20 protein-coding genes are annotated in these 23,188 nt (G+C 62.6%); 11 read left to right on the forward strand and 9 right to left on the reverse strand.

Going from position 1 to position 23,188, the window contains the following annotated elements; translation table 11 throughout:
• Positions 1–939 (forward strand): VaFE repeat-containing surface-anchored protein (locus QP363_RS04530; protein ID WP_284762988.1); only part of this gene is annotated, 939 nt, incomplete at its 5' end.
• Between the two features lie 229 nt (positions 940–1,168).
• Positions 1,169–2,008 (forward strand): class F sortase, encoded by an 840-nt coding sequence (locus QP363_RS04535; RefSeq protein WP_284762990.1) that lies wholly within the window; start codon positions 1,169–1,171, stop codon positions 2,006–2,008.
• Here the strand turns inward: QP363_RS04535 and QP363_RS04540 are convergent.
• The gene (locus tag QP363_RS04540) at positions 2,005–2,832 is read right to left on the reverse strand and encodes a PRD domain-containing protein (protein WP_284762991.1); all 828 of its coding nucleotides are present in this window, start codon (positions 2,830–2,832) and stop codon (positions 2,005–2,007) included. The genes QP363_RS04535 and QP363_RS04540 overlap by 4 nt on opposite strands.
• A gap of 158 nt (positions 2,833–2,990) precedes the next feature.
• Positions 2,991–5,105 carry a glucose PTS transporter subunit IIA gene (locus QP363_RS04545; RefSeq protein WP_284762992.1) on the reverse strand — a complete coding sequence of 705 codons (2,115 nt, stop codon included), beginning with the start codon at positions 5,103–5,105 and terminating at the stop codon, positions 2,991–2,993.
• Positions 5,106–5,458: 353 nt separating this feature from the next.
• On the opposite strand from QP363_RS04545, the gene pta reads away from it, so the two are divergent.
• Both pta and QP363_RS04555 read left to right on the forward strand, forming a co-directional pair.
• Complete coding sequence (gene pta, locus QP363_RS04550) at positions 5,459–6,823, forward strand: phosphate acetyltransferase (RefSeq protein ID WP_284762993.1); 1,365 nt, start codon at positions 5,459–5,461, stop codon at positions 6,821–6,823.
• Positions 6,824–8,044, forward strand: coding sequence for an acetate kinase (locus tag QP363_RS04555; RefSeq protein WP_010188744.1), 1,221 nt, complete (start codon positions 6,824–6,826; stop codon positions 8,042–8,044).
• A gap of 35 nt (positions 8,045–8,079) precedes the next feature.
• Here QP363_RS04555 and QP363_RS04560 read toward each other — a convergent pair whose 3' ends face one another.
• From QP363_RS04560 to QP363_RS04570, 3 genes are read right to left on the reverse strand one after another with little or no spacing between them, the layout of a single operon-like run.
• The gene (locus tag QP363_RS04560; RefSeq protein ID WP_284762997.1) at positions 8,080–10,668 is read right to left on the reverse strand and encodes a serine/threonine protein kinase; all 2,589 of its coding nucleotides are present in this window, start codon (positions 10,666–10,668) and stop codon (positions 8,080–8,082) included.
• Positions 10,668–11,759, reverse strand: coding sequence for a glutamate ABC transporter substrate-binding protein (locus QP363_RS04565; RefSeq protein WP_284762999.1), 1,092 nt, complete (start codon positions 11,757–11,759; stop codon positions 10,668–10,670). The genes QP363_RS04560 and QP363_RS04565 overlap by 1 nt, the downstream gene beginning before the upstream one ends.
• The gene (locus tag QP363_RS04570) at positions 11,759–13,195 is read right to left on the reverse strand and encodes a hypothetical protein (protein ID WP_010188750.1); all 1,437 of its coding nucleotides are present in this window, start codon (positions 13,193–13,195) and stop codon (positions 11,759–11,761) included. The genes QP363_RS04565 and QP363_RS04570 overlap by 1 nt, the downstream gene beginning before the upstream one ends.
• Before the next feature lie 84 nt (positions 13,196–13,279).
• Here QP363_RS04570 and QP363_RS04575 point away from each other — a divergent pair, with 84 nt between their 5' ends.
• Genes QP363_RS04575 through QP363_RS04590 form a run of 4 tightly spaced genes read left to right on the forward strand, consistent with a single transcriptional unit; the run spans position 13,280 to position 16,682 of the window.
• Positions 13,280–13,768 (forward strand): NUDIX domain-containing protein, encoded by a 489-nt coding sequence (locus QP363_RS04575; protein ID WP_070524690.1) that lies wholly within the window; start codon positions 13,280–13,282, stop codon positions 13,766–13,768.
• 39 nt (positions 13,769–13,807) lie between these two features.
• The gene (locus QP363_RS04580) at positions 13,808–14,746 is read left to right on the forward strand and encodes an ABC transporter ATP-binding protein (protein ID WP_070445782.1); all 939 of its coding nucleotides are present in this window, start codon (positions 13,808–13,810) and stop codon (positions 14,744–14,746) included.
• Complete coding sequence (locus tag QP363_RS04585) at positions 14,746–15,510, forward strand: ABC transporter permease (RefSeq protein ID WP_284763006.1); 765 nt, start codon at positions 14,746–14,748, stop codon at positions 15,508–15,510. Before QP363_RS04580 ends, QP363_RS04585 begins: the two co-directional genes overlap by 1 nt.
• Entirely contained in the window at positions 15,507–16,682 is a 1,176-nt protein-coding gene (locus QP363_RS04590; protein ID WP_284763008.1) for a multidrug effflux MFS transporter, read from the forward strand. Before QP363_RS04585 ends, QP363_RS04590 begins: the two co-directional genes overlap by 4 nt.
• A gap of 314 nt (positions 16,683–16,996) precedes the next feature.
• Here QP363_RS04590 and cls read toward each other — a convergent pair whose 3' ends face one another.
• Genes cls through QP363_RS04610 form a run of 4 tightly spaced genes read right to left on the reverse strand, consistent with a single transcriptional unit; the run spans position 16,997 to position 20,894 of the window.
• Complete coding sequence (cls, locus tag QP363_RS04595; RefSeq protein ID WP_284763009.1) at positions 16,997–18,460, reverse strand: cardiolipin synthase; 1,464 nt, start codon at positions 18,458–18,460, stop codon at positions 16,997–16,999.
• 6 nt (positions 18,461–18,466) lie between these two features.
• A complete protein-coding gene (locus QP363_RS04600) occupies positions 18,467–19,276 on the reverse strand; it encodes an exodeoxyribonuclease III (RefSeq protein ID WP_070711595.1) in 810 nt (269 codons plus the stop codon).
• Positions 19,277–19,281: 5 nt separating this feature from the next.
• Complete coding sequence (locus tag QP363_RS04605) at positions 19,282–20,280, reverse strand: GNAT family N-acetyltransferase (protein ID WP_284763012.1); 999 nt, start codon at positions 20,278–20,280, stop codon at positions 19,282–19,284.
• Positions 20,280–20,894 (reverse strand): peptide deformylase, encoded by a 615-nt coding sequence (locus QP363_RS04610; RefSeq protein WP_144657595.1) that lies wholly within the window; start codon positions 20,892–20,894, stop codon positions 20,280–20,282. The genes QP363_RS04605 and QP363_RS04610 overlap by 1 nt, the downstream gene beginning before the upstream one ends.
• A 16-nt stretch (positions 20,895–20,910) precedes the next feature.
• On the opposite strand from QP363_RS04610, the gene QP363_RS04615 reads away from it, so the two are divergent.
• The 3 genes from QP363_RS04615 to QP363_RS04625 are packed head-to-tail and all read left to right on the forward strand — an operon-like array spanning position 20,911 to position 23,150.
• Complete coding sequence (locus QP363_RS04615; protein ID WP_284763014.1) at positions 20,911–21,165, forward strand: DUF3263 domain-containing protein; 255 nt, start codon at positions 20,911–20,913, stop codon at positions 21,163–21,165.
• Between the two features lie 26 nt (positions 21,166–21,191).
• Entirely contained in the window at positions 21,192–21,956 is a 765-nt protein-coding gene (locus QP363_RS04620) for a LytR C-terminal domain-containing protein (RefSeq protein WP_083311451.1), read from the forward strand.
• A 48-nt stretch (positions 21,957–22,004) separates the two neighbouring features.
• The gene (locus QP363_RS04625) at positions 22,005–23,150 is read left to right on the forward strand and encodes a glutamate--cysteine ligase (RefSeq protein ID WP_284763018.1); all 1,146 of its coding nucleotides are present in this window, start codon (positions 22,005–22,007) and stop codon (positions 23,148–23,150) included.
• The last annotated feature ends 38 nt before the right edge of the window (positions 23,151–23,188 follow it).

Here is a 23,188-nt window from a genome sequence, read left to right on the forward strand (position 1 = left end):
GATGGCGAGGAGACTCCGGATGCTGATTCGGAGAATCCGAATGACATTGCTGAGCACAAGGACATCAACGATAAGGATCAGACTGTGACCTCTGATGAGGGTGATGAGTCTGGTGAGCCGAAGATTTCGACGAATGCTGACTTTGAGGGTGGCCTGCGTGAGGTTGTTGCTGGTGCCAAGATTGTTGACCAGGTTTCCTATGAGGGTCTGGTTCCGGGTAAGGAGTACTTCCTGGATGCGCAGCTGATTTCGAAGGCTGATGGCAAGACTGTTCTTGGTGAGACCATTGGTCATAAGTTTGTGCCGACTGCGCCGAATGGTGTTGAGGCTGTGACCATTACCGTTAATGATGATGTGACTAAGCCGGTTAAGGCTGCGGTTGCCTTTGAGACTCTGACTTCTAAGGAAGTTAATTCCAAGGGTGAGGAGACTCCGGGCAATGAGACGCCGAACGAGATTGGTGAGCACAAGGACATCAACGACGAGGACCAGACTGTCACTTCGGAGAACCCGTCCGATACCCCGGATGAGGACGAGGAGAACGGCGGTGGCAAGGGCTCCTCGAAGAAGGACCTGCCCTGGTGGCTGCTGCTCATCCCGGGTCTGGGCCTGATCAAGATCATCGTTGATGGCTTCGACGGTGGCAACGGTGGCCACGATGGTGGCAATGGCGGCCACGACGGCGGTAACGGTGGCCACGACGGTGGCAACCACAACGACGTCACCGAGGACGGCGGCCGTGGCAACAACCACGGTGAGTCGACCGAGGAGAATGGTGGCAACACCGGCCGCGACGACCGCGAGGTCACTGTGCTGGATGCAACTCCGCCGGAGGACGCTGGCCAGCCGCTGCCGTCCAACTCCAAGCGCGTGGAGATCAAGCACGTACCGTCCGGTGCGACCGAGCTTGACCCAGGCATGAAGGACTTCATTCAGTAGTCCACACTGCAACACCATCCCGGCCCTCACCGCCCGGGAGTGGTAGGGGCAGAGAATGATTAAGACTATCCCCTCCAGGGCGTAAAACGCTGGAGGGGATTAGTCGTCTGATTTTTAATCTATGGTTTAAAAAGAAGAACTATAGCTAGCATTTTTAGAGCTAAGACACTTTTAGAACTTAAGCATTAGAACCCAACCGCTAGAACTTTAGAAGCTAGGAGCAGAGATTATGGCTGAGGAAGGCCAGCAGAACGATTTTCCGGAGTACCCCACCGATTCCACAGGGGAGACTGCTGGGGCGAAACACCGAGCCGGGGATGCACAACCGGTAGGCGGAGAAAAGAAGAGCAACAAGAAGCTGCTCATCGGAATTGCCGCGCTCATCGCGATCATCTTGGTTGTCGTGCAGCTGGTCATCTATGCAGGCCGCAATGGCGATGATTCCGCGGATGATAATGCCAGTGGTGGCGAGGCGGAGACATCGCAAAGCACTGAGGAGGCCGCACCGACGACCAACAATGATCCTTTCGTGGATGACTCCGGTGAGCAGAACCATGAGGTGGAACCGGCACCGGGTGAATTCCGTGGCTTTGGCGCCATGTCCTTGGGCATCAACGAGGAGTTCGCGGCCATCGATCCGATTCAGGTCACCGATACCGGTATGCTGATCCCGCCGCGCGATGTGCAGCGCTTGGGCTGGTACTCCGCATCCGCTGTCCCGGGCGAGGCTGGCCCGGTTGGCTCCAGCGTTATTACCGGCCACATCAACTACCAAGGGCAGGGAACGGGCTTTGCAGAGAAGTTCACCACCCTGGAGCAGGGCCAAGAATTCACCGTCTTCATCGATGGTGAGGAGCGCCGTTTCCGCGTGACCGAAGCACCGTACCGTCTGCAGAAGGGCGCGGGCTTCCCGGACGTGGTCAATGACACGGAGGGGGAGAACCGTCTGGTCCTCATTACCTGCGGTGGCAAGTTTGTTGGTGGCCAGCTCGGCTACGAGGACAACATCATCACCGTGGCAGAGCCGGTAGCACCTGTTGAAGGTGGCGCTGAGGCGCCGGCGGCTTAGGCGGAGGACTCCTCCAGGCGTGCGATGTGCAGCGTCAGGTAGGAGACTTCATCGGGGGTTAGAGCGCTGTCGAGGCGCAGCTCAATCAGGTTAGCTACCATCTGGGCGGTCTCGACGGCGTCGGGGTAGCGGGCGGAGATGGCGGTGGCGACTTGGCGGTCGTCGGAGTCGAGCTGTTGGTGCTCCGCCATGCGTACGAAGAGGTAGCGCAGGTGCGTGATGAAGCGGGCGACGGAGATGTCCTCGCTGTTGAGCTCCGTGTCGTTGTGTGAGCCGATAACGGCCAGGATCTGTTGGATGAGGCCCGTCATGCGGTAAGTGCCGGAGAGATCCCCGACCGTGAAGCCGGCGTTGACCAGGTGCAGCGTGATGGCCACGGCCTCGTCAGGGGCTAGTGGCTTGTGCAGTCCACTGTTGATGGCGGCGAGCAGTTTCTGCGCGAGGGCAAAGTCATCGGCGTAGAGGTGGCGTACCTCAGCTTCCAAGGGATAAGCCACAGGCTTGCCCCGGCTGACCGCACCATGGATGTGATCCGCAATCGCTACGACGAGCGTGAGTTTGCTGCGCAGAGCCTCAGACATGTCCACGGAGTGCATGGCGTCGATGACCAGCTGCACGTATTCGCCGGGGATACCGGCAATCATGGCGGCGAGGTGGTCCGGGTCGCGGCCGGTATCCGGGACGAAGACTTTCACCACCTTGGCCGGGTCAACCTCAGTGCCAGGCTTTGCCTGGAAGCCAATGCCGCGGCCGGTGACAATGACGTCCTCCGCGCCGCGCCGTGCGAGAACGACGTTATTATTGAATACTCGCAGCAGTTGCACAAGGCACCTTTCTGGTTGAGGTTAACTTGTTAAGGCTAGCCGGATGAGGCTAGACGGTTGAGGCCCAAAACGACTAAAGCCGGCCACGATGGTGATTACATCGAGCCAGCTTAGTCAGGGTTCGTCAAAGGCGTGCTAAAGGTTCCCTAGTGGGTCCTTTAGCGGGTCGTGGTGATGACCGTATCGCCAGCGGAGGCATGGTTGAGGCCAGCCGGGGTGACGGCAGACAGTGCCTTGGTGTTGGTCACGGCCAGGACAATGGTGGTGTCGTAGCCGGCTTCGGTGACCTTGGCAAAGTCAACGGTGGCAAGCAGCTCGCCCTGCTTGACGGTGTCCCCCTTCTTGACGGCCGGGGCGAAACCTTCGCCCTTCATCTTGACGGTGTTGATGCCGATGTGGACCAGGACCTCCACGCCGTCCTCGGTCTTGATGCCGTAGGCGTGGCCGGACTTCATGGCGCTGACGATCGTTCCGCTCACCGGGGAGTAAACGTCGTTGCCCTCAGGGACGATGCCCACGCCATCGCCGAGCGTTCCAGCAGAGAAGACCGGGTCATCGATCTCAGCCATCGGGACAACCTTGCCGGCAGCCGGGGAAGCAATGTCGGTGGTGGTGCCAGCGGCGGGCTCAGCAGCCTTGGCCGGGGCGTCTGCCTTGGTAGCGGTTGCGGTGGCAGCGCCAGCACCGGCGCCGGCAGCAGAGGTGCCTGCGGTTGCGGGGGCGTCGGCAAGCGCGGCGTTGTCAGCGTTGTCGGCGTTGTCGAGCTCGGCCTTCTCGGCTGCCTCGCGGGCGGCCTTGGCCTCAGCGCGCTCTTCCGGGGTGCGGTAGTCGGTGAAGAGGATGAGCAGGAAGGCCACGAAGAAGGCCACAGCAATGGAGATGGCGTACTTGGCCATCGGGGTGAAGACCGGGATGGTCAAAAGGGAGGTGAAGACGAAGGCATCGGTAGTAATGCCGTTCGTGCCCAGGGTCAGCAGAGCCACGGTCAGACCACCAGCGAAGCAGCCCACCAGCATGCGCGGGTAAATCCTCTTGTAGCGCAGGTGGATACCGTAGAGGGAAGGCTCAGACACACCACCGAGCAGGCCGGCCAGGAGGGCAGAGCCAGAGGTCTGGCGCATCACGTTGTCGTGGTCACGGATGGACAGAGCCAGCACACCAGCGGTAGCACCGAAGCAGGCGAAGTTCCATGCGCCCATCGGGCCCTGGATGAAGTCATAGCCCAAAGTCTGGATGTTGACCAGCATGAGGGCGTTAAGCGGCCAGTGCAGGCCCAGCGGAACCAGGAAGGGGTAGAGCATCGGGATGGCCAGAGCGAAGACGAACGGAGCGTTGTCATTCATCCAGGACAGGCCGGCGCCAATGCCGTTACCGGCCCACACGCCGAAGGGGCCAATGAGGAAGGCCGTCAGCGGGATGAGGACGATCATGGTGAGGAAGGGAACGAAGACCATGTGCACCGCGGACGGGATGATCTTTTGGAAGCCCTTGTAGAAGAGGGCGGCGACAGCAGCCATGATGAGCGGGACGAAGACGTTTCCGCCGTAGTCCTGCAGCTGCATGGTCATGCCGAAGATCTCAATGGAGCACTGCTCCGCACCGAGGGTGTCGTTGGTAACACACTGGACCGCGGGGTTCTCCGAGAGATCGAGGAACTCCGGGGTGAATAGCGCGAGCATGACCGCCGCGGGAACCCAGGGGTCGATGCGCAGCTTCTTACCAGCGTTATAGGCCACCATCACCGGCAGGAAGAAGAAGACGGAACGCCACATGGCATCCACGAAGAACCAGGAGGCCGGCTTGTCCGGGGAGCGGAAGTCCACGACGCCGAAAGCATCCAGCACCGAGGCGAAGGCGATGACCAGGGAAGCACCCAGCAGCACGCCCAGGATGGGGCGGAAGGAATCCGAGAGATACTCGAAGAAGGTATCCATCCACGGCAGCTTGCCCTTGGACTTGGCGCGGGCCGCGGCCTTGACATCGTCGTTGGATTGGCCGGCGGAGGCGCCGGCGTTCTTCATCTGTGGGAGAGCGTTGATCTCGTCATAGACCGTGGCCACGTCACCGCCGATGACCACCTGGTAGTTGCGGCCACCCTGGGGCACAGCGCCCATTACCTTGGGGATAGATTCGAGTGCTTCCTTATCGGCTTTGGAGGCATCAGCCAGCTCAAAGCGCAGGCGCGTAGCGCAGTGCGTGAAAGAGGTGATGTTCTCCGCTCCGCCGATGCCATCCAAGATGGCCTCGGCTGCCGAGCGAGTCTCTGTCGACATGAGAATCCTTTCGAGAGTAGGCAGGCACTGTGGCTAAAAACCAAGAAAGACCTAGGCCACAATGGTTCATAGCGAACCATCCCCACACGGCTAAGAGTGGGGAGCCTAGGTCTTGCCCGAAGTAACAATCCTGGTTAGGAGCCTACTCCGGGGGTTTAATGGAGACAAGTTTCTGTGGGATAACGCACTTTGTCTTCGGGTGGGGCGCCAGTGGCCTGGGGAGTTGCTGAGGGAAGGCGATGGATTGGCGGCGAGAAGAGGTGCGTTGCCGTACTGTGAAAGTGTCGTAGTGTCACTGTGTGCCCCACTATGTGAGCCCGGGTACACGCTTTCTAAGCAGAGAAAGGTTTCTCATGACCGCCAAGTCCTCACGGAATTCCGCCTTTATCAGCGTCATTGGGCGCGGCTTCGACGGTTTGGACGTTGCTGCTGTGGCTCAGGAACTAGGGGCCACCTTCGCCCAGGTAGATGACTTGGGAACCACGCTCAGCGAAGTCCTGGAGAATGCCCCTGCGGGCAACCTGGTCCTCCAGGGCACCGGCGTTATGGACTTTGATGCCAAGGCCGCCGCCGCCCTAGGTCTGCCCTTCGTGTTGATTTCCGCTGCACCCGCACGCGCCGCGGAGTTGGCGCTGAACCACGCGCGTTCGGTGGGTGCCACGGTGGTGGGCGCGTTGACCGACGTCTCCTCGGTTCCTGGTGCGATTTCCTCCCTGGAGGAGATCGAACCTTATATGAGCGCTGAGCTTTTCCAGAAGCAGCTTTTGGATCAGGCCCGCGAGATTGGCGCGCACATCGTGCTGCCGGAAGGTGAGGATGACCGCATCCTTCAGGCCGCGGGTGAGCTCATCAAGGGCAAGGTGGCGAAGCTGACGATTCTGGGTGACGGGGACGTCGAAAAGCGCGCCCAGGAACTCGGGATTGACTTGTCCAGTGTGGACATCATCAACCACCTGGAATCCCCGCTGGCAGAAGAATTTGCGGCGGACTTCGCGGAGCTGCGCAAGAAGAAGGGCGTGACGCTGGAGCAAGCGCGCGAGACCATGAAAGACGTGTCCTACTTCGCCACGATGATGGTACACAAGGGCTTGGCCGATGGAATGGTCTCCGGCGCAGCGCACACCACGGCGCACACCATTAAGCCTTCCTTCCAGATCATTAAGACCAAGCCGGAGGCCTCCGTGGTCTCCTCCATCTTCCTCATGGTGATGCCGGGGCGCTTGTGGGCCTTCGGTGACTGCGCGGTGAACCCGAACCCGACTCCGGAGCAGCTCGGCGAGATCGCCATCGTGTCCGCCCAGACCGCAGCACAGTTCGGCCTGGACCCGCGCGTGGCGCTGCTGTCCTACTCCACGGGAACCTCGGGCGCTGGCCCGGACGTGGAGAAGGTGGCGCAGGCCGTCGAGGTGGCTCGCGGCATCGATTCCTCCGTGGCGGTGGATGGACCGCTGCAGTTCGACGCTGCCTGCGACCCCGGCGTGGCCGCCAAGAAGGCTCCGGAATCCGAGGTTGCGGGTAAGGCCACGGTCTTCGTCTTCCCGGACCTGGAGGCCGGCAATATCGGTTATAAGACGGCGCAGCGCACCGGTGGTGCGTTGGCGGTAGGCCCGATTCTGCAGGGCTTGAACAAGCCGGTCAATGACCTCTCGCGCGGCGCAACCGTTCCGGACATCATCAACACGGTGGCTATCACCGCTATTCAGGCAGGGGTGAAGTAGATGGCGTACGTACTCGTTCTCAACTCGGGTTCCTCCTCGGTCAAGTTCCAGCTGGTGGACCCGGAAAGCTCGGCCACGGATACCCCGCTGGTCTCCGGCTTGGTGGAGCAGGTCGGTGAGCCGCAGGGCGCGGTGACCGTCAAGACGGGCGGTGAGGAATTCAAGGAAGAACTGGAGATCCCCACCCACTCCTTCGGCTTGGACCGCGCGTTTAGCATCATGCACGAGCACGGCGTGGGTCCGACGGATGTCGAGGTCATTGCCGTGGGGCACCGCGTGGTGCACGGCGGGCGCCTGTTCAGCGAGCCGCAGCTCATCGTGGACCAGATCGAGTCCATGATCGAGGACCTCATCCCGCTCGCACCGCTGCACAACCCGGCGAACCTGGACGGTATCCGCGTGGCGCGTAAGCTGCTGCCGGAGATCCCGCACGTGGCGGTCTTCGATACGGCCTTCTTCAACCACATGCCGCCGGCGGCAGCACTGTATGCCATCAACAACGACGTGGCCTCGCAGTATGACATCCGCCGCTATGGTTTCCACGGAACCTCCCACGAGTTCGTTTCGCAGCAGGTGCCGAAGTTGCTGGACCGCGACCCGGGCCACGTTCACCAGATCACGCTGCACTTGGGCAACGGTGCCTCGGCGGCGGCGATTCGCAACGGCCGCCCGATTGATACCTCGATGGGCCTGACCCCGCTGGCGGGTCTGGCCATGGGCACGCGCTCGGGCGATATTGACCCGGGTATTATCTTCCACCTCTCGCGTGAGGCAGGCATGTCGATCGATGAGATCGATAACCTTTTGAATAAGCGCTCCGGTGTGAAGGGCATTGCGGGTGTCAACGACTTCCGCGTGCTGCGCGAGCGCATCAACAACGAGGACCAGGATGCCTGGCTGGCCTATAACATCTACATCCACCAGCTGCGCCGCTTCATCGGCGCGTACATGATTGCGCTGGGCCGCGTGGACGCGATTACGTTTACCGCCGGCGTGGGTGAGAACGATACTGAGGTCCGCCAGGATTCGCTGTACAACCTGGACATGTACGGCATTGACTTCGACAAGGAAGCCAACCTCGTGCGCTCGAAGGAGCCGCGCATGATTTCGACTGCTGATTCCCAGGTCAAGGTCTTCGTGGTGCCGACCAACGAGGAGCTGGCTATCGCGCAGAAGTCCGCGGGCATTGCGGCCATGGCCCGGGAGGCGGGCCTGTACTAAGTCGAGCGTTGGCTATGCCGACGGCTGGTCGGCGGCTAGAACATCGTGACCGGTCGGACCTTGTTGGCCAGGTCCACCAGCGCGTAGCGGTGGCGGGCGAACGGTGCCTGGCGGGCCAGTGCCCGCAGGGTATCCGCCAGGCCATAGCGCAGGCCGCGCTGGGTAAAGGGGAACTCGAAGAGATCGTTGGGGGAGGCCGCGGCGTCGAGGTCTGATTCACGCAGGAAGGTCAGCCCGGCGGAGATGACCGCAATCTTGATCTGCAAAAAGCGCGGCTCGTTCTGCGGAATCTCCTCCAAGCGGCGGGCGGCGCGCCGGATGCGGGACTCGGAAAGGTCGTGCACGATGAGCTGCAGAACCGTGGTCAAGCGGGCCATGCGGTGGTGGCGTGACGCATTGGGGACCTTATCTAAGGTGGCCACGGCGAGTTCAACCTGGTGCTCGGCGCGCAGCTGGCGGGCCAAGCCGAAGGCGGAGGAGACCGTCGTCGGGTTCGTGGCCCACACGATGCCGTAGAGACGCAGCGAATTGAAACGCAGGTGGGCCGGATCATCGGTGATGTGGTCCCAGATGCCCGGCTGGTCCTCAAAAGCATCATTGGGCAAATCCGCCAGCGAGGTGGTCAGGTTGGCGCAGGCGCGGGCAACGGCAGCGTCGATAAGCGCGGCTTCCGAAAAACCCAGCTGCTGCAGGATGAGCTCGTTGACCGCGCCGATGGCCAGCTTCGGTGCGGCCTCACCGGGCAGGACGTCGAGGACGTGCGCGAAGTGGGCCTGGGCCTCACGGTATTTGTCCAAGAGCAGTTCGGTCACGCCCGAGTACCAGTGGAAGCGCCAGTCCTTGCCCAAGCGCTCCTCGATGGAGGTCAACCACTCGCGGGCCTGGCCGATATAGCCCAGGTCAATCATGGCGCGCACCACGCCGAGGGGAATCTCGGCGGATTCTTCGTACTCCGGGGCCTGCATGGCCTGGCGCAGGGTTTCTAGCGCTTCCTGCGGCTCGGTATAGGAGGAACCCTGCAGCAGCGGGGCTCCGATGTCAGAGCGGACAACCAGCGGGATGGGCAGCGCGGAGACCACCTCGGGGGCGGTGATGCGGACGGTGCGGTCGATGCCATCGATGAGCTGGTCGGTGCGGAAGACCAGGTGCTTCGTGCCGAAGGTCGTACGCTGCGGGGAGAAGACGGAGTGCTGGGCCGGGTGCTGGATGCCATCACGGAGCGCGATGACCTCGCGCAGGACGCCGAAGAGCTGGTCGCGCAGCTCGGAGACCGACGCGAAGCGCTGCTCCGGGTCAGGGTCAGTCGCGCGCAAGAGCAGGCGGTAGAAGGAGAGGTAGCGGCGCAGCAGCGGCTCCTCCGTGGGGGAGGGGAGACCGGGCTTATAGACGCCATCCTCCACCGGCAGTTTCAACGTCAGGCAGGCCAGGGTGCGGCCGATGGTATAAATATCGCTGGCCACCGAGGGGCCCTGGGTGGAGATCTCCGGCGCCTGAAAACCCTGTGTTCCGTAGATATGCCCGAAGGCACCGATGCCGGAGACCGCGCCCAGATCGATGAGTTTGACCTGGTCCTCGGTGACGATGATGTTGGAGGGCTTTAAGTCGTTGTAGACCACGCCGCGGGCGTGCAGGTAATCCAGGGCGGGCAGGATTTCCAAGATATAGGCAATGGCCGTATCGACCGGGAAGCGGTCATTGGCCTGGTCGTTGCGGCGCTGCTTCAGCGAAGGTCCGCCGACGTATTCCATGACGATGAAGCCGCCGGGCACGCGGGGATCATCGATGAAGTTGAAAATCTTGACGATATTCGGGTGCGTGATATCCGCGAGGAACTCACGCTCCGCCTCCGCAGTCGCCGTTTCCTCGGCGGAGTTGGTGGATTGCATGCCCTTGAGCACCACGATGCGCCCGGAGACGAAATGGTCATTGGCCAGGTAGATCCAGCCCAGCCCGCCATGCGCCAGCACGCCGAGGATTTCGTATTGGCCCGCCACCATGTCACCCGGCTTAAGCTGCGGCGGGGCGGCGCGGGGCGCATCCTGCGGATCGATGAGTGCTTGAGTGGGATCATCCGGGACGACGAAGGGCAAGGTGGCCATGCCATCGGCCACTTCGCGGTCGGTGCGCTTGGTGCTGCGGCGCTGGCGGAAGGTATCGAGCGCGCGGCGGCGGGAGGCCTGCGAAGGGTCCTCTGCTTTGCGACGATCTCGCAGCTGCCCCAGCTCCTCGATCAGTGCCGCGATATTGTCTGAATCGACGTATTCGCCATCGCCAGGCTTGTTCGTCGCGCTGCCGTGCGCGCCGGGCTGACCGGCGGGGGAGAGGACGGCGCCAGTGGCGGCGGGGTCATCCTCATCGAAGTCATCGGCGAAGGGATCGAAAGGTACCGCCGCGGTGCGGTCGGAGGCTTCCGTGTTGTCGGCGCCGGAGGCTGCTGTTCTCGGATCGCCTGGTTTCGCAGGCGAGGTGCCGAGAAGGTGATCCTCCGAATAATCGTCATCGTCATCCGCGAAAGGATCGAAGCGGACGGCTTGCGTGGCGTCGGCAGGACCTTCGGGCTCCGCGGTCTCGTGCTCTTCGGGCGTGAGGTGATCGAGCTCATCCTCGCTGAAGCGGTGCGACATTAGTGTCCCTCCTTCTTCTCGCCGGGTGGGTTGCTGGTTGGGGAACTCGGCTGGGATTCCGTCGCGGGTGGGGTCTCATCGAGGTACTTAGGTGCCGGGAGCACCGGCTGTTCCATATAATCCCCCAGCCACGTTGTGAAGAGCCTCTGCCAGGTCCCGTCCTTGCGAATGCGCTCCAGCGTGGAGTTCACCTGACGGATAAGCGGGCGCGAATCATACGAGCCATCGGGCTTGCGCACGGCCACGCCATAGCTTTGGCTTTCGAGGGGACCACCGACAATCTCGGTGTAGCGATCCTGGGCCAGCATGCCGGAGAGCAGCGCATCATCTACCACGATGCCATCCGCTTGCCCCAGTTGCAGGGCCATGAGGCAATCGCCCCACGCGCGGGTTTCTAGGATGTCGGAAGCAGGCGCGTGCGTGCGTATCGCGTCCACCATGGTGGAACCCTTTGTCGCACACAAGGTCATCCCAGCGGTATCCGCGATGGACTCAACGCCGGAGTTCTTCAGCACCAGCAAACGCGCGTCGGTTTGCATATAGGGAATGGAGAAGGAGACTTCGCGCTGGCGGCTGGGGCTAATCGTCATGGTGCGGATGACGATATCCACCGTGCGATCATTGAGCGCACGCGCGCGTTCGGAAGCCTCCACGAAGCGGAAGTCCACCTTGTTGGGATCCTCGAAGATATCGCGGGCGATTTCGCGAGCAATATCGACCTCGAAGCCGCGGACCTCGCCGCTGGCGGTATCGCGGTAGCTGAGCAGGTTATTGGAGCGATCCACACCCACGATAAGCCGGCCGCGCGCCAGGATATCGGGCACGCGCTCCTCCGGCTTCTTATCGTCCGGGCGGTAGGAGCCATAGGCCTCTTCGGTGCTTTGCTTGGACGCCTCGCCGGCGCCAGCGGGCTCGATGATGGCATCCTCCGGCAGTGGTGGTCCCGGCGTGGAATCGAGGTTCGCGGTGGACGGGAGGATGGGGTCCTGTGTGCTGGGTGGCTCCGGCTCACAGCCACTGAGCGCCACGGCGCTGCTGAGCATGAGCAAGGCTGTGGTCCACGCTAAGCGTTGAGAGTTTCGGCGGCGCATCACAGGTACTCCTGCAGACGGGGACGAATACCTAGCCACACGGCGATAATCGCACCAAAGGTGGCCAGGAGCACGCCGGTCGAGACCATCGTCATGGCATTGAGCCCCTGGACCAGATAGGTGCGCATGGCATCGCGGGCTTGATCGATGAGCGCTGCCAAGGAGCTATCCACGGCGTTGAAAGCACTGGCGGCGGTAGGGTCACCATCCGGATCGATGGCGGTGGCCTGGTACAGCGCGCCATCATAGTCGCCCATGGCAAGGTCCTCGGTGAACTTCTCGTGCGTGGATGTCCAGTCCTCCACTGCCTGCTTGGCGCGGGGAATCAGGGAGGGATCGGAGGAGGGGAAGTCGTCGTCGTTAAGCGCCTGCTCATAATCCCGCAGGGCCTGGTCCACGGAGTACACCGTGGAGCTAAAGTGCACGGACATGTCCTGCTCGGAGGAGCGCAAGACTAGCGCGAGAGTCTCCGAGGTGCGCATCTGCTGGGCCTCGATGCGCGAGGCAGTCAGTGAGTCCCAGGGGCGCGACACCGTCTCGAAACCCTGGTGGCCCGAGGCCCACGTGGCGAAGTTGGAGGCGGAGGCCCACACCAGCGCGAGGAACAGCAACCCCGTGGCCGCCACGAAGCCACGGTTGAAGCGGCGGCGGGTCAGCCGCCACAGCCACCACTGCGCCAAGCCGAGGAAAATGAGTGCGGCAACCAGCCCGGACAGCGGAACCCACTGCGGGCGGGTCAGACGCTGCTGCTGTTGGCTCACCTTCTCCGAGGTCAGGGTGAACAGCTCCGCGGCGGCGGGGAGAATCTGGGTCCGCATGAGTGCCGAGGCGTTGGACATATAGGAATTCGCCACGGCGTGGCCCGCGCGGTGATTGACACGCGCCTTTTCCACGAGGGCGGTGTACACCGGCAACTCGCGTTGGATAAAGGTGACGAGCTCGCGCACGCGCTCATCCTCGGCGGAGGTGCCCACGATGGCCTGCGTGGCGGCGACCGACGCGGCATCGATGGCCTCGTTATAGCGGTTGCGGTTATGCTCCGGTTCGACGCCCGCCTGCACGAAGCCGGTGGTGGCCACGGTATCGGCCAGAGACAGGTTGGTGTAGAGGTGATGCGCCGCATTCGACATCGGCTCCGTGGAGGTCAGCAGAGTATCCAGGTCATCGTGGCGCGCGGCCGAGGAAGAAGACATAGAAAACCCGGCTGCCGCGAGCGCGGCGGTCAGGATGACGGTGACCGTAAACAGCTTGCCGGGCGTGGTGGAAGCAAAGCTATAAAAGCGCCGGAGGACGCGCGCTGGGCCGGAGAAGGAGCTCATGGCCAGCTGCGTGGGGCGGCTAAAAGCCGGGGCAGCAGGCTCGGTGACCTCATCGAGCCAATGATCGCCCCATGATTCGGGGGAGTGCTCGCGCAGTTCGGTGGCCGGGCCGGTCATTCCCTTAGGATAGCGCCCCGCACCCCATCGCGCGATGATTTGGGGCAGGGTGGTGTGGGCTTATTCTCGCGTATCGTATAAGACATGTGTACACGCGTTAACCCAGAGCTTTCCGGTGATGGCTGGTCTAAAGGTCCGGGCGGGGTGCCGGTATGGGGCAAGTTTGGCGCCGCTGGCCTCTTCCTCGTGGCAGGGGATGACGTGCTTCTGCAGCATCGCGCTACGTGGACGAATAACGGTGGGACCTGGGGAATCCCGGGCGGGGCGCGGGATAAGCCGGAGTCGCCGGAGCAGGCCGCGCTGCGGGAGACGGAGGAAGAAACCGGAATCTCGCCGGCGGACGTCGAGGTTCTAGGCTCGCTCGTTACCGCCGGGCCCTTCGAGGAAGGCTGGACTTATACCACGGTGTTAGCGCGGACTCTTTCGGGGCAGCGCTTAGCCACGACCGCCAACGAAGAATCCGCAGAGCTGCGCTGGGTGCCCTTTAACCAGATAGAAGAGCTGGAGCTTTTGGCTCCCTTCCGGGAAGCACTGCCGCGGTTGCTGAAGTATTGGGAAGAAAACGGCAGCTGATACAGGCGCGCGGCGGGAACCTGTGGCACGCTGTAGGACATGATTGAAGTAGCCGGACTGACCAAACAGTACAAGTCTGTCCGCGCCGTCGATGACCTCACCTTTCAGGTGGAGCCGGGCCAAGTGACCGGCTTTCTGGGGCCCAACGGCGCTGGAAAATCAACGACGATGCGCATGATCCTGGGCTTGGACAAGCCCACCGCTGGCACCGCCCTAGTGCACGGCAAACCCTACCGCGAGCTGAAGAACCCGCTGCGTGAGGTGGGCGCGCTTCTCGACGCCAAAGCGGTCCACGCCAACCGCACCGCCGCCAACCACCTGACGTGGATGGCGCAAGCCAACGGGATCCCCACCTCCCGCGTTGATGAGGTGCTCGGGCTTGTGGGCTTGGCTGATGTTGCGGGCAAGAAGGCCGGCGGCTTCTCCCTCGGCATGGGGCAGCGCCTGGGCTTGGCGGCTGCATTGCTGGGGGACCCGGGCGTGCTGATTTTGGATGAGCCGGTCAACGGCCTGGACCCGGAGGGCATTCGCTGGGTGCGCTCGCTCGTGCGCGCGCTGGCAGCAGAAGGCCGCACGGTGCTCATCTCCTCCCACCTGCTGGCGGAGATGGCGCAGACGGCCGACCACTTGGTGGTCATTGGCCGCGGCAGGCTCTTGGCTAATCAGCGTACCTATGACTTTGTGAAGGAGAATTCCAGCTCTTCGGTCATCGTGCGCTCGGAGCACCTGCGCGAGTTCGGCTCGGCGCTCAAGGAAGCCGGGATTTTTTACCACGAGTCGGCTGATGAGGAACAGCGACCAACGCTAGTGATTCCTCACCAGACCACGGACTACGTGGGCCAGCTGGCTTATTCCACGGGTGTGCCGCTGACGGAATTGACGCTCCACCGCGCCTCGCTGGAAGAGGCTTATGTGGCTATGACGGATCGCGCGGTGCAGTACCAGGCGGAGGCACCGCAGGAAGGGGTACACCGCTAATGTTTCTCAATACTGTTCACTCGGAGTGGACGAAGCTGCGCACGACGAAGTCCTTCTGGTGGACCACGGTCCTCATCTTCCTCATTGTGACCGGCTGGACGCTGCTGAACTCGCTCAACGCGGGCGAAGCGGTTCTGGGTATTAGCCCGCTGCAGGAGCGCAGCCTGGGTGCCATCATCTTGCTCATGGGCATGCCGATCATCATGATCCAGGCCGCGATGGTGGTGACTACGGAGTACCGCTATAGGACGCAATCCCTGACCTTCATGGCCAACCCGAAGCGTTGGACCGTGGCCTGCGCCAAGCTGCTGCTCTACGGAGTCATTGCGGCGATTATTGCTTTTTTGGGCTTGGTGTACATCTTCGTGTTGGCGGATGTGACTACGAACGAATCTGCGGCGGAGGCCTTTCAGCCCTTTGCCAGCGAGGATGGCAAGTACATGTTGTGGGCCTTCCCGCTCGCCGCTTTTGGCCTGGTTGCCTTTGTTCAAGGCTTAGGCATGCTGCTGCGGCAAACCGCCGGCACGGTGGCTATCTGCCTCATCTTGTACTTGGGCTTGGAAAATATCGTGCGCGTGCTGCCGCTGGTGGGCGATAAAGTCATTCACTTCATGCCCTTTACCGCCTTCCAGAACTGGGCGGTGAACTATGTGGATGAGAACGCGCCGTGGTCATCGGTAGGCTTTGAGGCTCTCGTCTTCTTCGGCTGGGCCGCAGTTCTGTGGATTGTGGGCGTCATCGTGCTGGAGAAGCGCGACGCGTGATTCCCTATCCACTCTTGGCTACATTGGCGCTGTTGTCCGCAACAGCGCCTTTTGCCACAGATATGTATTTGCCGGTGATGCCGGAGATCGTCGCCGAACTGGGCACCACCCGGTCCATGGTGCAGCTGACCATCTCAGGCTTTTTCATTGGCATGGGGGTGGGTCAGCTCGTGATGGGCCCGCTGTCCGACGCCATCGGGCGCAAGCGCCTCCTTATTGCCGGTGCCGCCCTCGCGCTGGCGGCCTCTGTCCTGGCAGCGATGGCTCCTACCGCCACCGTTCTCGTGGCTGCCCGTGTGCTGCAGGGCCTCGGTGGCGGTGCGTGCACGGTGCTGGCCCGCGCGGTGGTTCCTGACCTTGTGCACGGATCGGCGGCTGCGAAGGCTTATTCGCTGCTCATGGCACTGCAAGGCATCGCACCGGCGGTGGCCCCGGTGCTCGGCGGCGTCCTGGCGGAGCCGTTGGGCTGGCGTGGCATCTTTTGGGTGCTGGCTGGGCTGCATGCGGTGCAATTGGTGCTGGCGGTTGCCATCGTCCCGGAAACCGCGGGCGGGCGCTCCCGCGCCGGGCTGTTTCGCACGGTCGCGGGCAACTACTGGGCGGTGCTGACAAATGCCCGGGTGTGGGGCTACTTGGTAACCATGGCCTTCGGCTTCTGCTCGATGTTTTGCTACATCTCCGCCTCGGCCTTCGTGGTGCAGGACCAGTGGGGATTCTCGCCCTTGGGCTATTCGCTGATCTTTGGCGTCAACTCCGTGGGCCTCTTCGCGGCCACGCTGGTGAATTCGCGGGCGATGGATTCGGTCTCCCCGGCGGTCATGTTGCGCATCGGCGTGACCGGTGTCTTTGTCTGCGGAGTGCTCTTGTTGCTGTCGGTGCTGTTTGGCGCTCCGGTATGGGTCTGCCTCACTGTGCTTTTTGCCTGCGTGGCGCCGACCGGCTTCATCATGGGCAACGCCACGGCGTTGGCCACGGGCCTCATGCGCCCGCGAGCGGGTAGCGTCTCCGCGATCATGGGCTTCGGCCAGTCTATGTTGGCCAGCGCCATCAGCCCGCTCATGGGCTGGGGCTCGAACGCAGCGCTGACCATGGCCATCGGAATGGTGTGCTGCAGCTTCATCTCGCTGTGCGGCCTTGTGGTATCCACGCGGCTGGCCCGCGGCGCCGCGTAGCGCGCAGCGCCGCCTAGTGCGGAGCTGTGCACCAGGACGTTGCACAAGGTCCCGAGTACAAGCCGCTGAGCAAACGGGTACCGTCACAAGACACCGAGCACCGCGTGCTACGCAATTGGAGCCTTGCAAACGGCGCACTGCAGAAGGCATCAGTCAAAGGGCGTCTTTGCCTCTGAAAACGCCTTTTGCGGGCGCTAGTTGGCGTTTTTAGGACCAAAAGCGCCTTTTGGTAGACGCCTTCTAGGAGATGCCTTCTGCGTGCTGTTCGGCTCCCTTGGCAATAAGGGAACCACGTGCGGGTCCCCATGCATCCCCTACTGCAGGGCGGAGGTCAGACGCATGACGTTGTCCACGTAGCGACGCAGCAGGCCGCGCTCGTTCCACTCCTCGAGGGTGAGCTCGTGGCAGACCTTCTTGTAGTTGCTGGCCAACTGAGTGAAGTCATCGATGAGGTCGCCCTTGGCCACCAACATGGTCGATTCATAGTTGAGACCGAAGGAGCGCATATCCATGTTGGAGGAACCAAACATGCACAAGGAGTCGCGCTCCGGCAGGTTCGGGTCCGCAAGAATGAACTTGGAGTGCAGCACGAAGGGCTCGGGGAATTGGAAGATCCGCACGCCAGCCTCCAACAGTGCTTGGTAGTAGGAGGACTGCGCGTGGTTGACCATGAACTGGTCCGCCTTCGCGGACACCAACAACTCCACCTCAACGTCGCGGTAGCACGCGGTGGTGACCGCCTCCAAGAGGGACTCGTCCGGGATGAAGTAGGGCGAGCAGAGAATGAGCTTCTCCTTGGCGTGGTGCACCACCGAATTAAACATGCGCAGGTTGGGTTCCGTGGTGTAACCGGGGCCGGAGGGGACCAACTGGAGGTGGTTGGAGTCGGCCGTCATGGCGTCGTCATAGGGCTGCATATCCAAGGACAGCTGCTCTTCGGATTCCAGGTACCAATCCACCGCGAACACCGAGGCCAAGGACGTCACCACAGGGCCGGTCATCTCGACCATGTAGTCGATCCATGCGCGGTCCTTGGTCTTGTATTCACGCTTGATCATGTTCATCGAGCCCAAGAAGCCCGTGTGGCCGTCAATGACCACGATCTTGCGGTGGTTGCGCAAATCCGGGCGGCGGAAGCGGCCTTTGTGCAGCTGCAGCGGAAGCATGAGCCGCCAGTCGACGTCAATCTCGGTGAGGCGTCTGCCCAGCGTGAAGTAGCCCTTGTACTTCAAACTGCCGATCTGGTCTAGCAGCAGCTTGACCTCCACGCCGCGCTTTCGGGCGCGCGCGAGGGATTGGAAGAAGACATCGGTCACCTCATCCCAGGACTGGATGTAGATCTCAATGAGCACGTATTTCTCAGCGCGGTCCACGGCCCGCGCCATGGCCAGGATGGCTTCCTCATAGGAGGCGTGCAGGCCTTTGTTGTGGCCAATGAGAGCTGGGTGGCCGGTGAGGTTGCGATTGAGCTGGATGAGGGATTCCACCTCCGGGGAGAGGCGGCCCGAGGGGTGGTTGGGGGTGGAGGCGGTGACGTCGTTAAGCAGGGCGTTGGCTTCCTGCTGGATGCGGTGGCGCCGGCGGTTGATATAGGGCGAGCCCATGAGCAAGAACAACGGCAGCCCCACGATGGGCAGCACAAGAATGGCCAACAGCCAGGCAGTGGAGCTGGAGGGGCGGCGGCCTTCGGGAACGACGCCGATGGCGATGATTTTGATGCCGTAATCAATAAGCAGCAGTACAAACTGCCAGACGGAGAGATCGATGTTGAGGTTCATGGCAGGTTAGCGCACTGACGCGAAATCGGGGACATCGAAATCCGCGATCAGTGGAACGTGGTCGGAGGTCTTGTCGCCGGCGCGTTCAACCATGTCCACCTGCGCTCCTTGGACGAGGCGTGCGAGGGGTTCGCTGGCCAGCTGGAAATCGATGCGCATGCCCTCGTTCTTCTGGAAGCGCAGGGACTTGTAATCAAAGTAGGTCCAGCGCTCCTCCTTAGTGAAGCGGCGGGTGACTTCCACCAGCCCGGACTCCTCCAGCATCTGGAAGGCGGCGCGCTCCGGTTCGGTGACGTGCGTCTTGCCGCGGAAGAGCGACATATCCCAGACATCCTCATCTCGCGGCGCGATGTTGAAGTCACCCGTGAGCAAGAGTTTCGACTGCGCCCGAGTCTCCGCATAGCGCGCCAAAGAGTAGAGGAAGTCCAGTTTGTAGTCGAAGTGCCGGTCCGTGATGTCGCGCCCGTTGGGAACGTAGAGGGACCACATCTCAATCCCGCGGATGCGGGCCGATAGCGCCCGGGCCTCGCGCGCCTGCTCCTTAGTGGGGTCTTTGTGGAACCCAGGCTGACCGGGGAAGAAGGTCTGGACCTCTTCCGGTTCTTCCTTGGACAGGATGGCCACGCCATTCCACTGGTTCAGCCCGTGGCAGGTCACGTGGTAGCCGGCTTCCTCGAAAGGCTCGCGGGGGAACTTCGCATCCGCCACCTTGGTTTCTTGCAGGCAGAGCACGTCGATGTCGTGCTTGGCCAGCAGATCCACCGCGCGCTGAGCGCGGGTGCGAACGGAGTTGATGTTCCAGGTAGCGATGCGCATGTGGTTTAGGGTACTTGAGGTAGACGGTGGGCGTAACGGTGACGGTGCTGCTCGAGGAAGCCGAGCTTCTCATAGAGCCGGATCCCAGCCGTATTATGGGCTACGACCTGCAGGTAGGCCTTCTCCGCACCCTGGGCCTTGCCCCAGGCCAGCATGTGCGCGCCCAAGGCGGTGCCCAATCCTTTGCGGCGCCAACCTTCGGCCACTTCCACGGCGGAGTAACCCAGCCACACGGTGCCGTCCCCGGATTCCGTTAGGGTGCCGCGCGTAATAGCGATGGTTTCGCCCGTAGGGGAGAGGAGGCGCCCGAAGCCCATCGTTCCCTCGATGTGGCTTCGCAGGTATTCCAAGGCTAAAGGCGGTAGAGCTTGGCCGCGGAAGTGGTAGAGATCGAGCCATTCGGAATCGGGCTGCGCATCGATGCGGAAGGTGACCTCTTCCGGTTCTGGGAGATCCGCCACATCACGCACCATCACTAGGATTTCCGGCTCGAGCTCCCAGGCTTCGGGTTCGGCCGCCACGAGCTTTTCTGCGGAGGAGCCGATGCGCTCCGGGATGGCCAAGCGCACAGGAAGATCGTGGCGCGCATAAAACGCGTCGATCTCCTCCATCGGTACCGGCAGAAATCCCGCGGAAGGGCCCAGCGGAATCGCGGAGTTTGAGCGGCCCGTCACGCCATCACCCGCGCGCAGGAGCCACTGGCCATCAGACGTCCACGTGTGCTCCTTGCCGGGGAAGGCGGCCGCGGTGGCCACCTCGACGGCGCGGATATCGGAATTGCGGACGGTACGTGGGGAGAGGCGCTTAATGATCTTGAGCTGCTCCGGCGGAATCTCCACTGCGTCGAGCGAAGAGGGGTAGCCGCCGACTTCCTGGGGGCGGATGACCAGCGGCTCCAGGCTGAGCACGTGGCCGATGACATCACTGTGCACGCCGCCGAAATCGCGCCGGGCCACCACGCGCTCGCCCACCTGGACGGAATCGGAGCGGAAGATGCGGGACATTAGTCGTCGTGCCCGAAGGGATCTTCGTCCTCGCCTGGCAGCCAGGTAAGCCCGGCCTCGGTCCAGCCGTTGCGCTTAATAGCCTTCTTGGCCTGGCGCTTGTAGCGGCCGGTGAGCACGTCGGTGTAGACGAAGCCGTCGAGGTGGCCGGTTTCGTGCTGCAGCATGCGCGCGAAGAAACCATAGCCCTCGATGGAGATGTCCTCGCCCTTTTCATTCTTGCCGGTCACACGCGCCCAGTCAGCGCGGCCGGTGGGGAAGCCCTCGCCCGGAACGGAGAGGCAGCCTTCGTCCTCGGAGCCGTCGTCAGCCGGCATGGTCTCCGGAATCTCGGAGGTTTCCAGCACCGGGTTGATCACGCAGCCGCGCCGCATGCCGCCTTCGGGAAGCTCGGTGCCATCTGGCCCGTCGGTGTCGGGGCAGTGGTAGACAAAGAGGCGCTTGTTCACGCCGACCTGGTTTGCAGCCAGGCCTACTCCGTGCGCGGCATCCATGGTCTCGTGCATGTCCGCGATGAGCTCCTGTAGCTCGGGGGAGTCGATGGCTTCAGTGACCGGCTCGGTGGGATTGTGGAGGACCGGGTCGCCGTGGATAACGATGGGACGAATAGTCATGGCATACAGTCTAAGCATGCACTCCCTGTCAGACCTAGACGCCGCGATTTTGGACTTCGAGTCCCACGCCCCGCGCGATATCGGCGCCAAGGAGGAGGCCATCCGTGCGCAGCTGGACATTACTCCGGTGCGCTACCACCAACGCCTTAACGTGCTCCTTGATAACCCCGCCGCGCATGCTTCCTACCCGTTGTTGGTGACGCGTTTGCGCCGGCTTCGCGACGCCCGCGAGGACGTCCGGCGCGCCGCACACGACAATGCACCGGACTGAGGCCCATAGATACTAGAGTTGCCAGTGTGACTAATGTGAATCCGGAAAACTCTGCCTCGTCCGCTGACCGCGCGCGCCACGCCGCCGATTCCGATTCGGCTGCCGCCGCCCCGGCCTCCGCTAGCAAGCTCCCGCTGCGTGGTGTTGCCATGGTGCTCATCGCCGTGGCCGTCATGCTCGGCATGTGGGCTCTTTACGCCATGACCTCGGATGGTTCCGAGGACACCGCGCAGGATGCGCCCGCCAACGACGCCGCCGTCTCCGGTCCCGCCACCGGTGGCGTTGAAGGTGATGCTGCTACCGGCGGTGCGGAGGGCGAAGCCGACAAGAACAAGGACGCCGCCGAGCACGAGCGCCCGGCTGATGCCGACGCCGACTCGGAGAACGCTGACCAGGCCGGCGCGGAGCGCAAGGAGAACCGCGAAGAGAACGCTGAGGCGGGCGCCGCCGTAGGCAACTCTGACCGCCCGCAGGCGGAGATCCCCGTCAACGTTTTCAACAACTCCGGCCGCGCCAACTACGCCGCTGACGAGGCAGAGCGCCTCAAGACCGAAAAATTCAAGGTGGCCGAGGTAGGCAACATCAGCGGCGACGTCCTCGTCGCACCGCAGACCACCATCTTCTTCCCGCAGGGTGATGCGGCGGCCGAGAACCTGGCCAAGGAAGTCGCCGCCCAGTACTACGGCGGCAATGTTCCGGCGGAAGCCATTGCGCCTTACCCGGCCGAGCTGACCGGGGATTACACTAAGGGCGATGCCGTCGTCGTGGTCCTCGCCGTTCCCCAGGCCTAAGGAATAAAAACTTATTAAATTCACCCTGTTGGTGGATAGGATGAATGGGTGAATATTCCGGAAGAGAACTTCGCCCGCTCGCCTGAGCCCACCCTGGGCGTGGAGTGGGAAGTCGCCCTCGTTGACCCAGTGACTTGGGACCTCGTGCCGCGTGGTGCGGAGCTCATTGACCACGTACACGCCGCTCACCCCGACATCCACTTGGAAAAGGAATTCCTCCAGAACACGGTGGAGCTGGTGACCGGGGTATGCCGGACGGTGCCGGAGGCGATGGGGGACTTGCAGACGTCGCTCAGCGCAGTGCGTGAAGCGGCCAATTCCATGGATGTGCGCCTGTGGGCCTCGGGCGGGCACCCCTTCACGGACTTCCGGAAGAACCCCGTCTCCGCGAAGGAGAGCTACTCCGAAATCATCAACCGCACCCAGTACTGGGGCCAGCAGATGCTGCTGTGGGGCACGCACGTGCACGTTGGCATTAGCCACGAGGAGCGCGTGTGGCCCATCATCAATGCGCTGATGACCAAATACCCCCACCTGCTGGCCATCTCCGCGTGCTCGCCGGGGTGGGAGGGACTCGATACCGGTTACGCCTCCAACCGCACGATGCTCTACCAACAGCTGCCTACCGCGGGCATGCCCTACCAATTTGAAAACTGGGAGCAGTGGAAGTCCTACATGCGGGACCAGGCCATTTCGGGGGTCATCAACCACACCGGCTCGATGCACTTCGACGTCCGCCCGGCCTCGAAGTGGGGAACGGTGGAGGTGCGCATTTCCGATGCCGCCTCCAACCTCCGCGAGCTCTCCGCCATCGTGGCGCTCACGCACTGCCTGGTGGTGCACTATGATCGCATGATCGATGCGGGCGAAAAGCTGCCAACCCTCCAGCCGTGGCACGTGGCGGAGAACAAGTGGCGCGGTGCGCGCTATGGCATGGACGCGCTGGTCATCACCTCGCGCGAGACCGATGAGCGCTGGATCAAAGATGAGCTGGCGGATCTGTTGGTGGAGCTGGCCCCGCTCTCAGAAGAACTAGGCTGTGCCCGGGAGCTGCAGCTGGTGCAGGAGATCATCGATTCTGGTGCGGGCTATGAGCGCCAACGCCGCTTGTATGAGGAGACCGGCAGCTGGCAGAAGGTGGTCAAGGCCACCGCGGATGAGATGGAGCAGCTCCTGCCGCTCGCTGAGGGCTAAGCCCTAGGGGGCGAAGGTACAGATTGGTAAATAAGCCT

Origin of the sequence: Corynebacterium sp. UMB6689 (genome assembly GCF_030215295.1) — a bacterium.
GTDB classification, from domain to species: Bacteria; Actinomycetota; Actinomycetes; order Mycobacteriales; family Mycobacteriaceae; genus Corynebacterium; species Corynebacterium aurimucosum.

Excerpts from the sequence above, each read along its gene's own strand:
- QP363_RS04535 (WP_284762990.1), top strand. The coding sequence starts at position 1,169 with ATGGCTGAGGAAGGCCAGCAGAACGATTTTCCGGAGTACCCCACCGAT.
- QP363_RS04545 (WP_284762992.1), bottom strand. The coding sequence starts at position 5,105 with ATGTCGACAGAGACTCGCTCGGCAGCCGAGGCCATCTTGGATGGCATC.
- pta (WP_284762993.1), top strand. The coding sequence starts at position 5,459 with ATGACCGCCAAGTCCTCACGGAATTCCGCCTTTATCAGCGTCATTGGG.
- QP363_RS04555 (WP_010188744.1), top strand. The coding sequence starts at position 6,824 with ATGGCGTACGTACTCGTTCTCAACTCGGGTTCCTCCTCGGTCAAGTTC.
- QP363_RS04560 (WP_284762997.1), bottom strand. The coding sequence starts at position 10,668 with ATGTCGCACCGCTTCAGCGAGGATGAGCTCGATCACCTCACGCCCGAA.
- QP363_RS04565 (WP_284762999.1), bottom strand. The coding sequence starts at position 11,759 with ATGCGCCGCCGAAACTCTCAACGCTTAGCGTGGACCACAGCCTTGCTC.
- QP363_RS04570 (WP_010188750.1), bottom strand. The coding sequence starts at position 13,195 with ATGACCGGCCCGGCCACCGAACTGCGCGAGCACTCCCCCGAATCATGG.
- QP363_RS04575 (WP_070524690.1), top strand. The coding sequence starts at position 13,280 with ATGTGTACACGCGTTAACCCAGAGCTTTCCGGTGATGGCTGGTCTAAA.
- QP363_RS04580 (WP_070445782.1), top strand. The coding sequence starts at position 13,808 with ATGATTGAAGTAGCCGGACTGACCAAACAGTACAAGTCTGTCCGCGCC.
- QP363_RS04585 (WP_284763006.1), top strand. The coding sequence starts at position 14,746 with ATGTTTCTCAATACTGTTCACTCGGAGTGGACGAAGCTGCGCACGACG.
- cls (WP_284763009.1), bottom strand. The coding sequence starts at position 18,460 with ATGAACCTCAACATCGATCTCTCCGTCTGGCAGTTTGTACTGCTGCTT.
- QP363_RS04600 (WP_070711595.1), bottom strand. The coding sequence starts at position 19,276 with ATGCGCATCGCTACCTGGAACATCAACTCCGTTCGCACCCGCGCTCAG.
- QP363_RS04605 (WP_284763012.1), bottom strand. The coding sequence starts at position 20,280 with ATGTCCCGCATCTTCCGCTCCGATTCCGTCCAGGTGGGCGAGCGCGTG.
- QP363_RS04610 (WP_144657595.1), bottom strand. The coding sequence starts at position 20,894 with ATGACTATTCGTCCCATCGTTATCCACGGCGACCCGGTCCTCCACAAT.
- QP363_RS04615 (WP_284763014.1), top strand. The coding sequence starts at position 20,911 with ATGCACTCCCTGTCAGACCTAGACGCCGCGATTTTGGACTTCGAGTCC.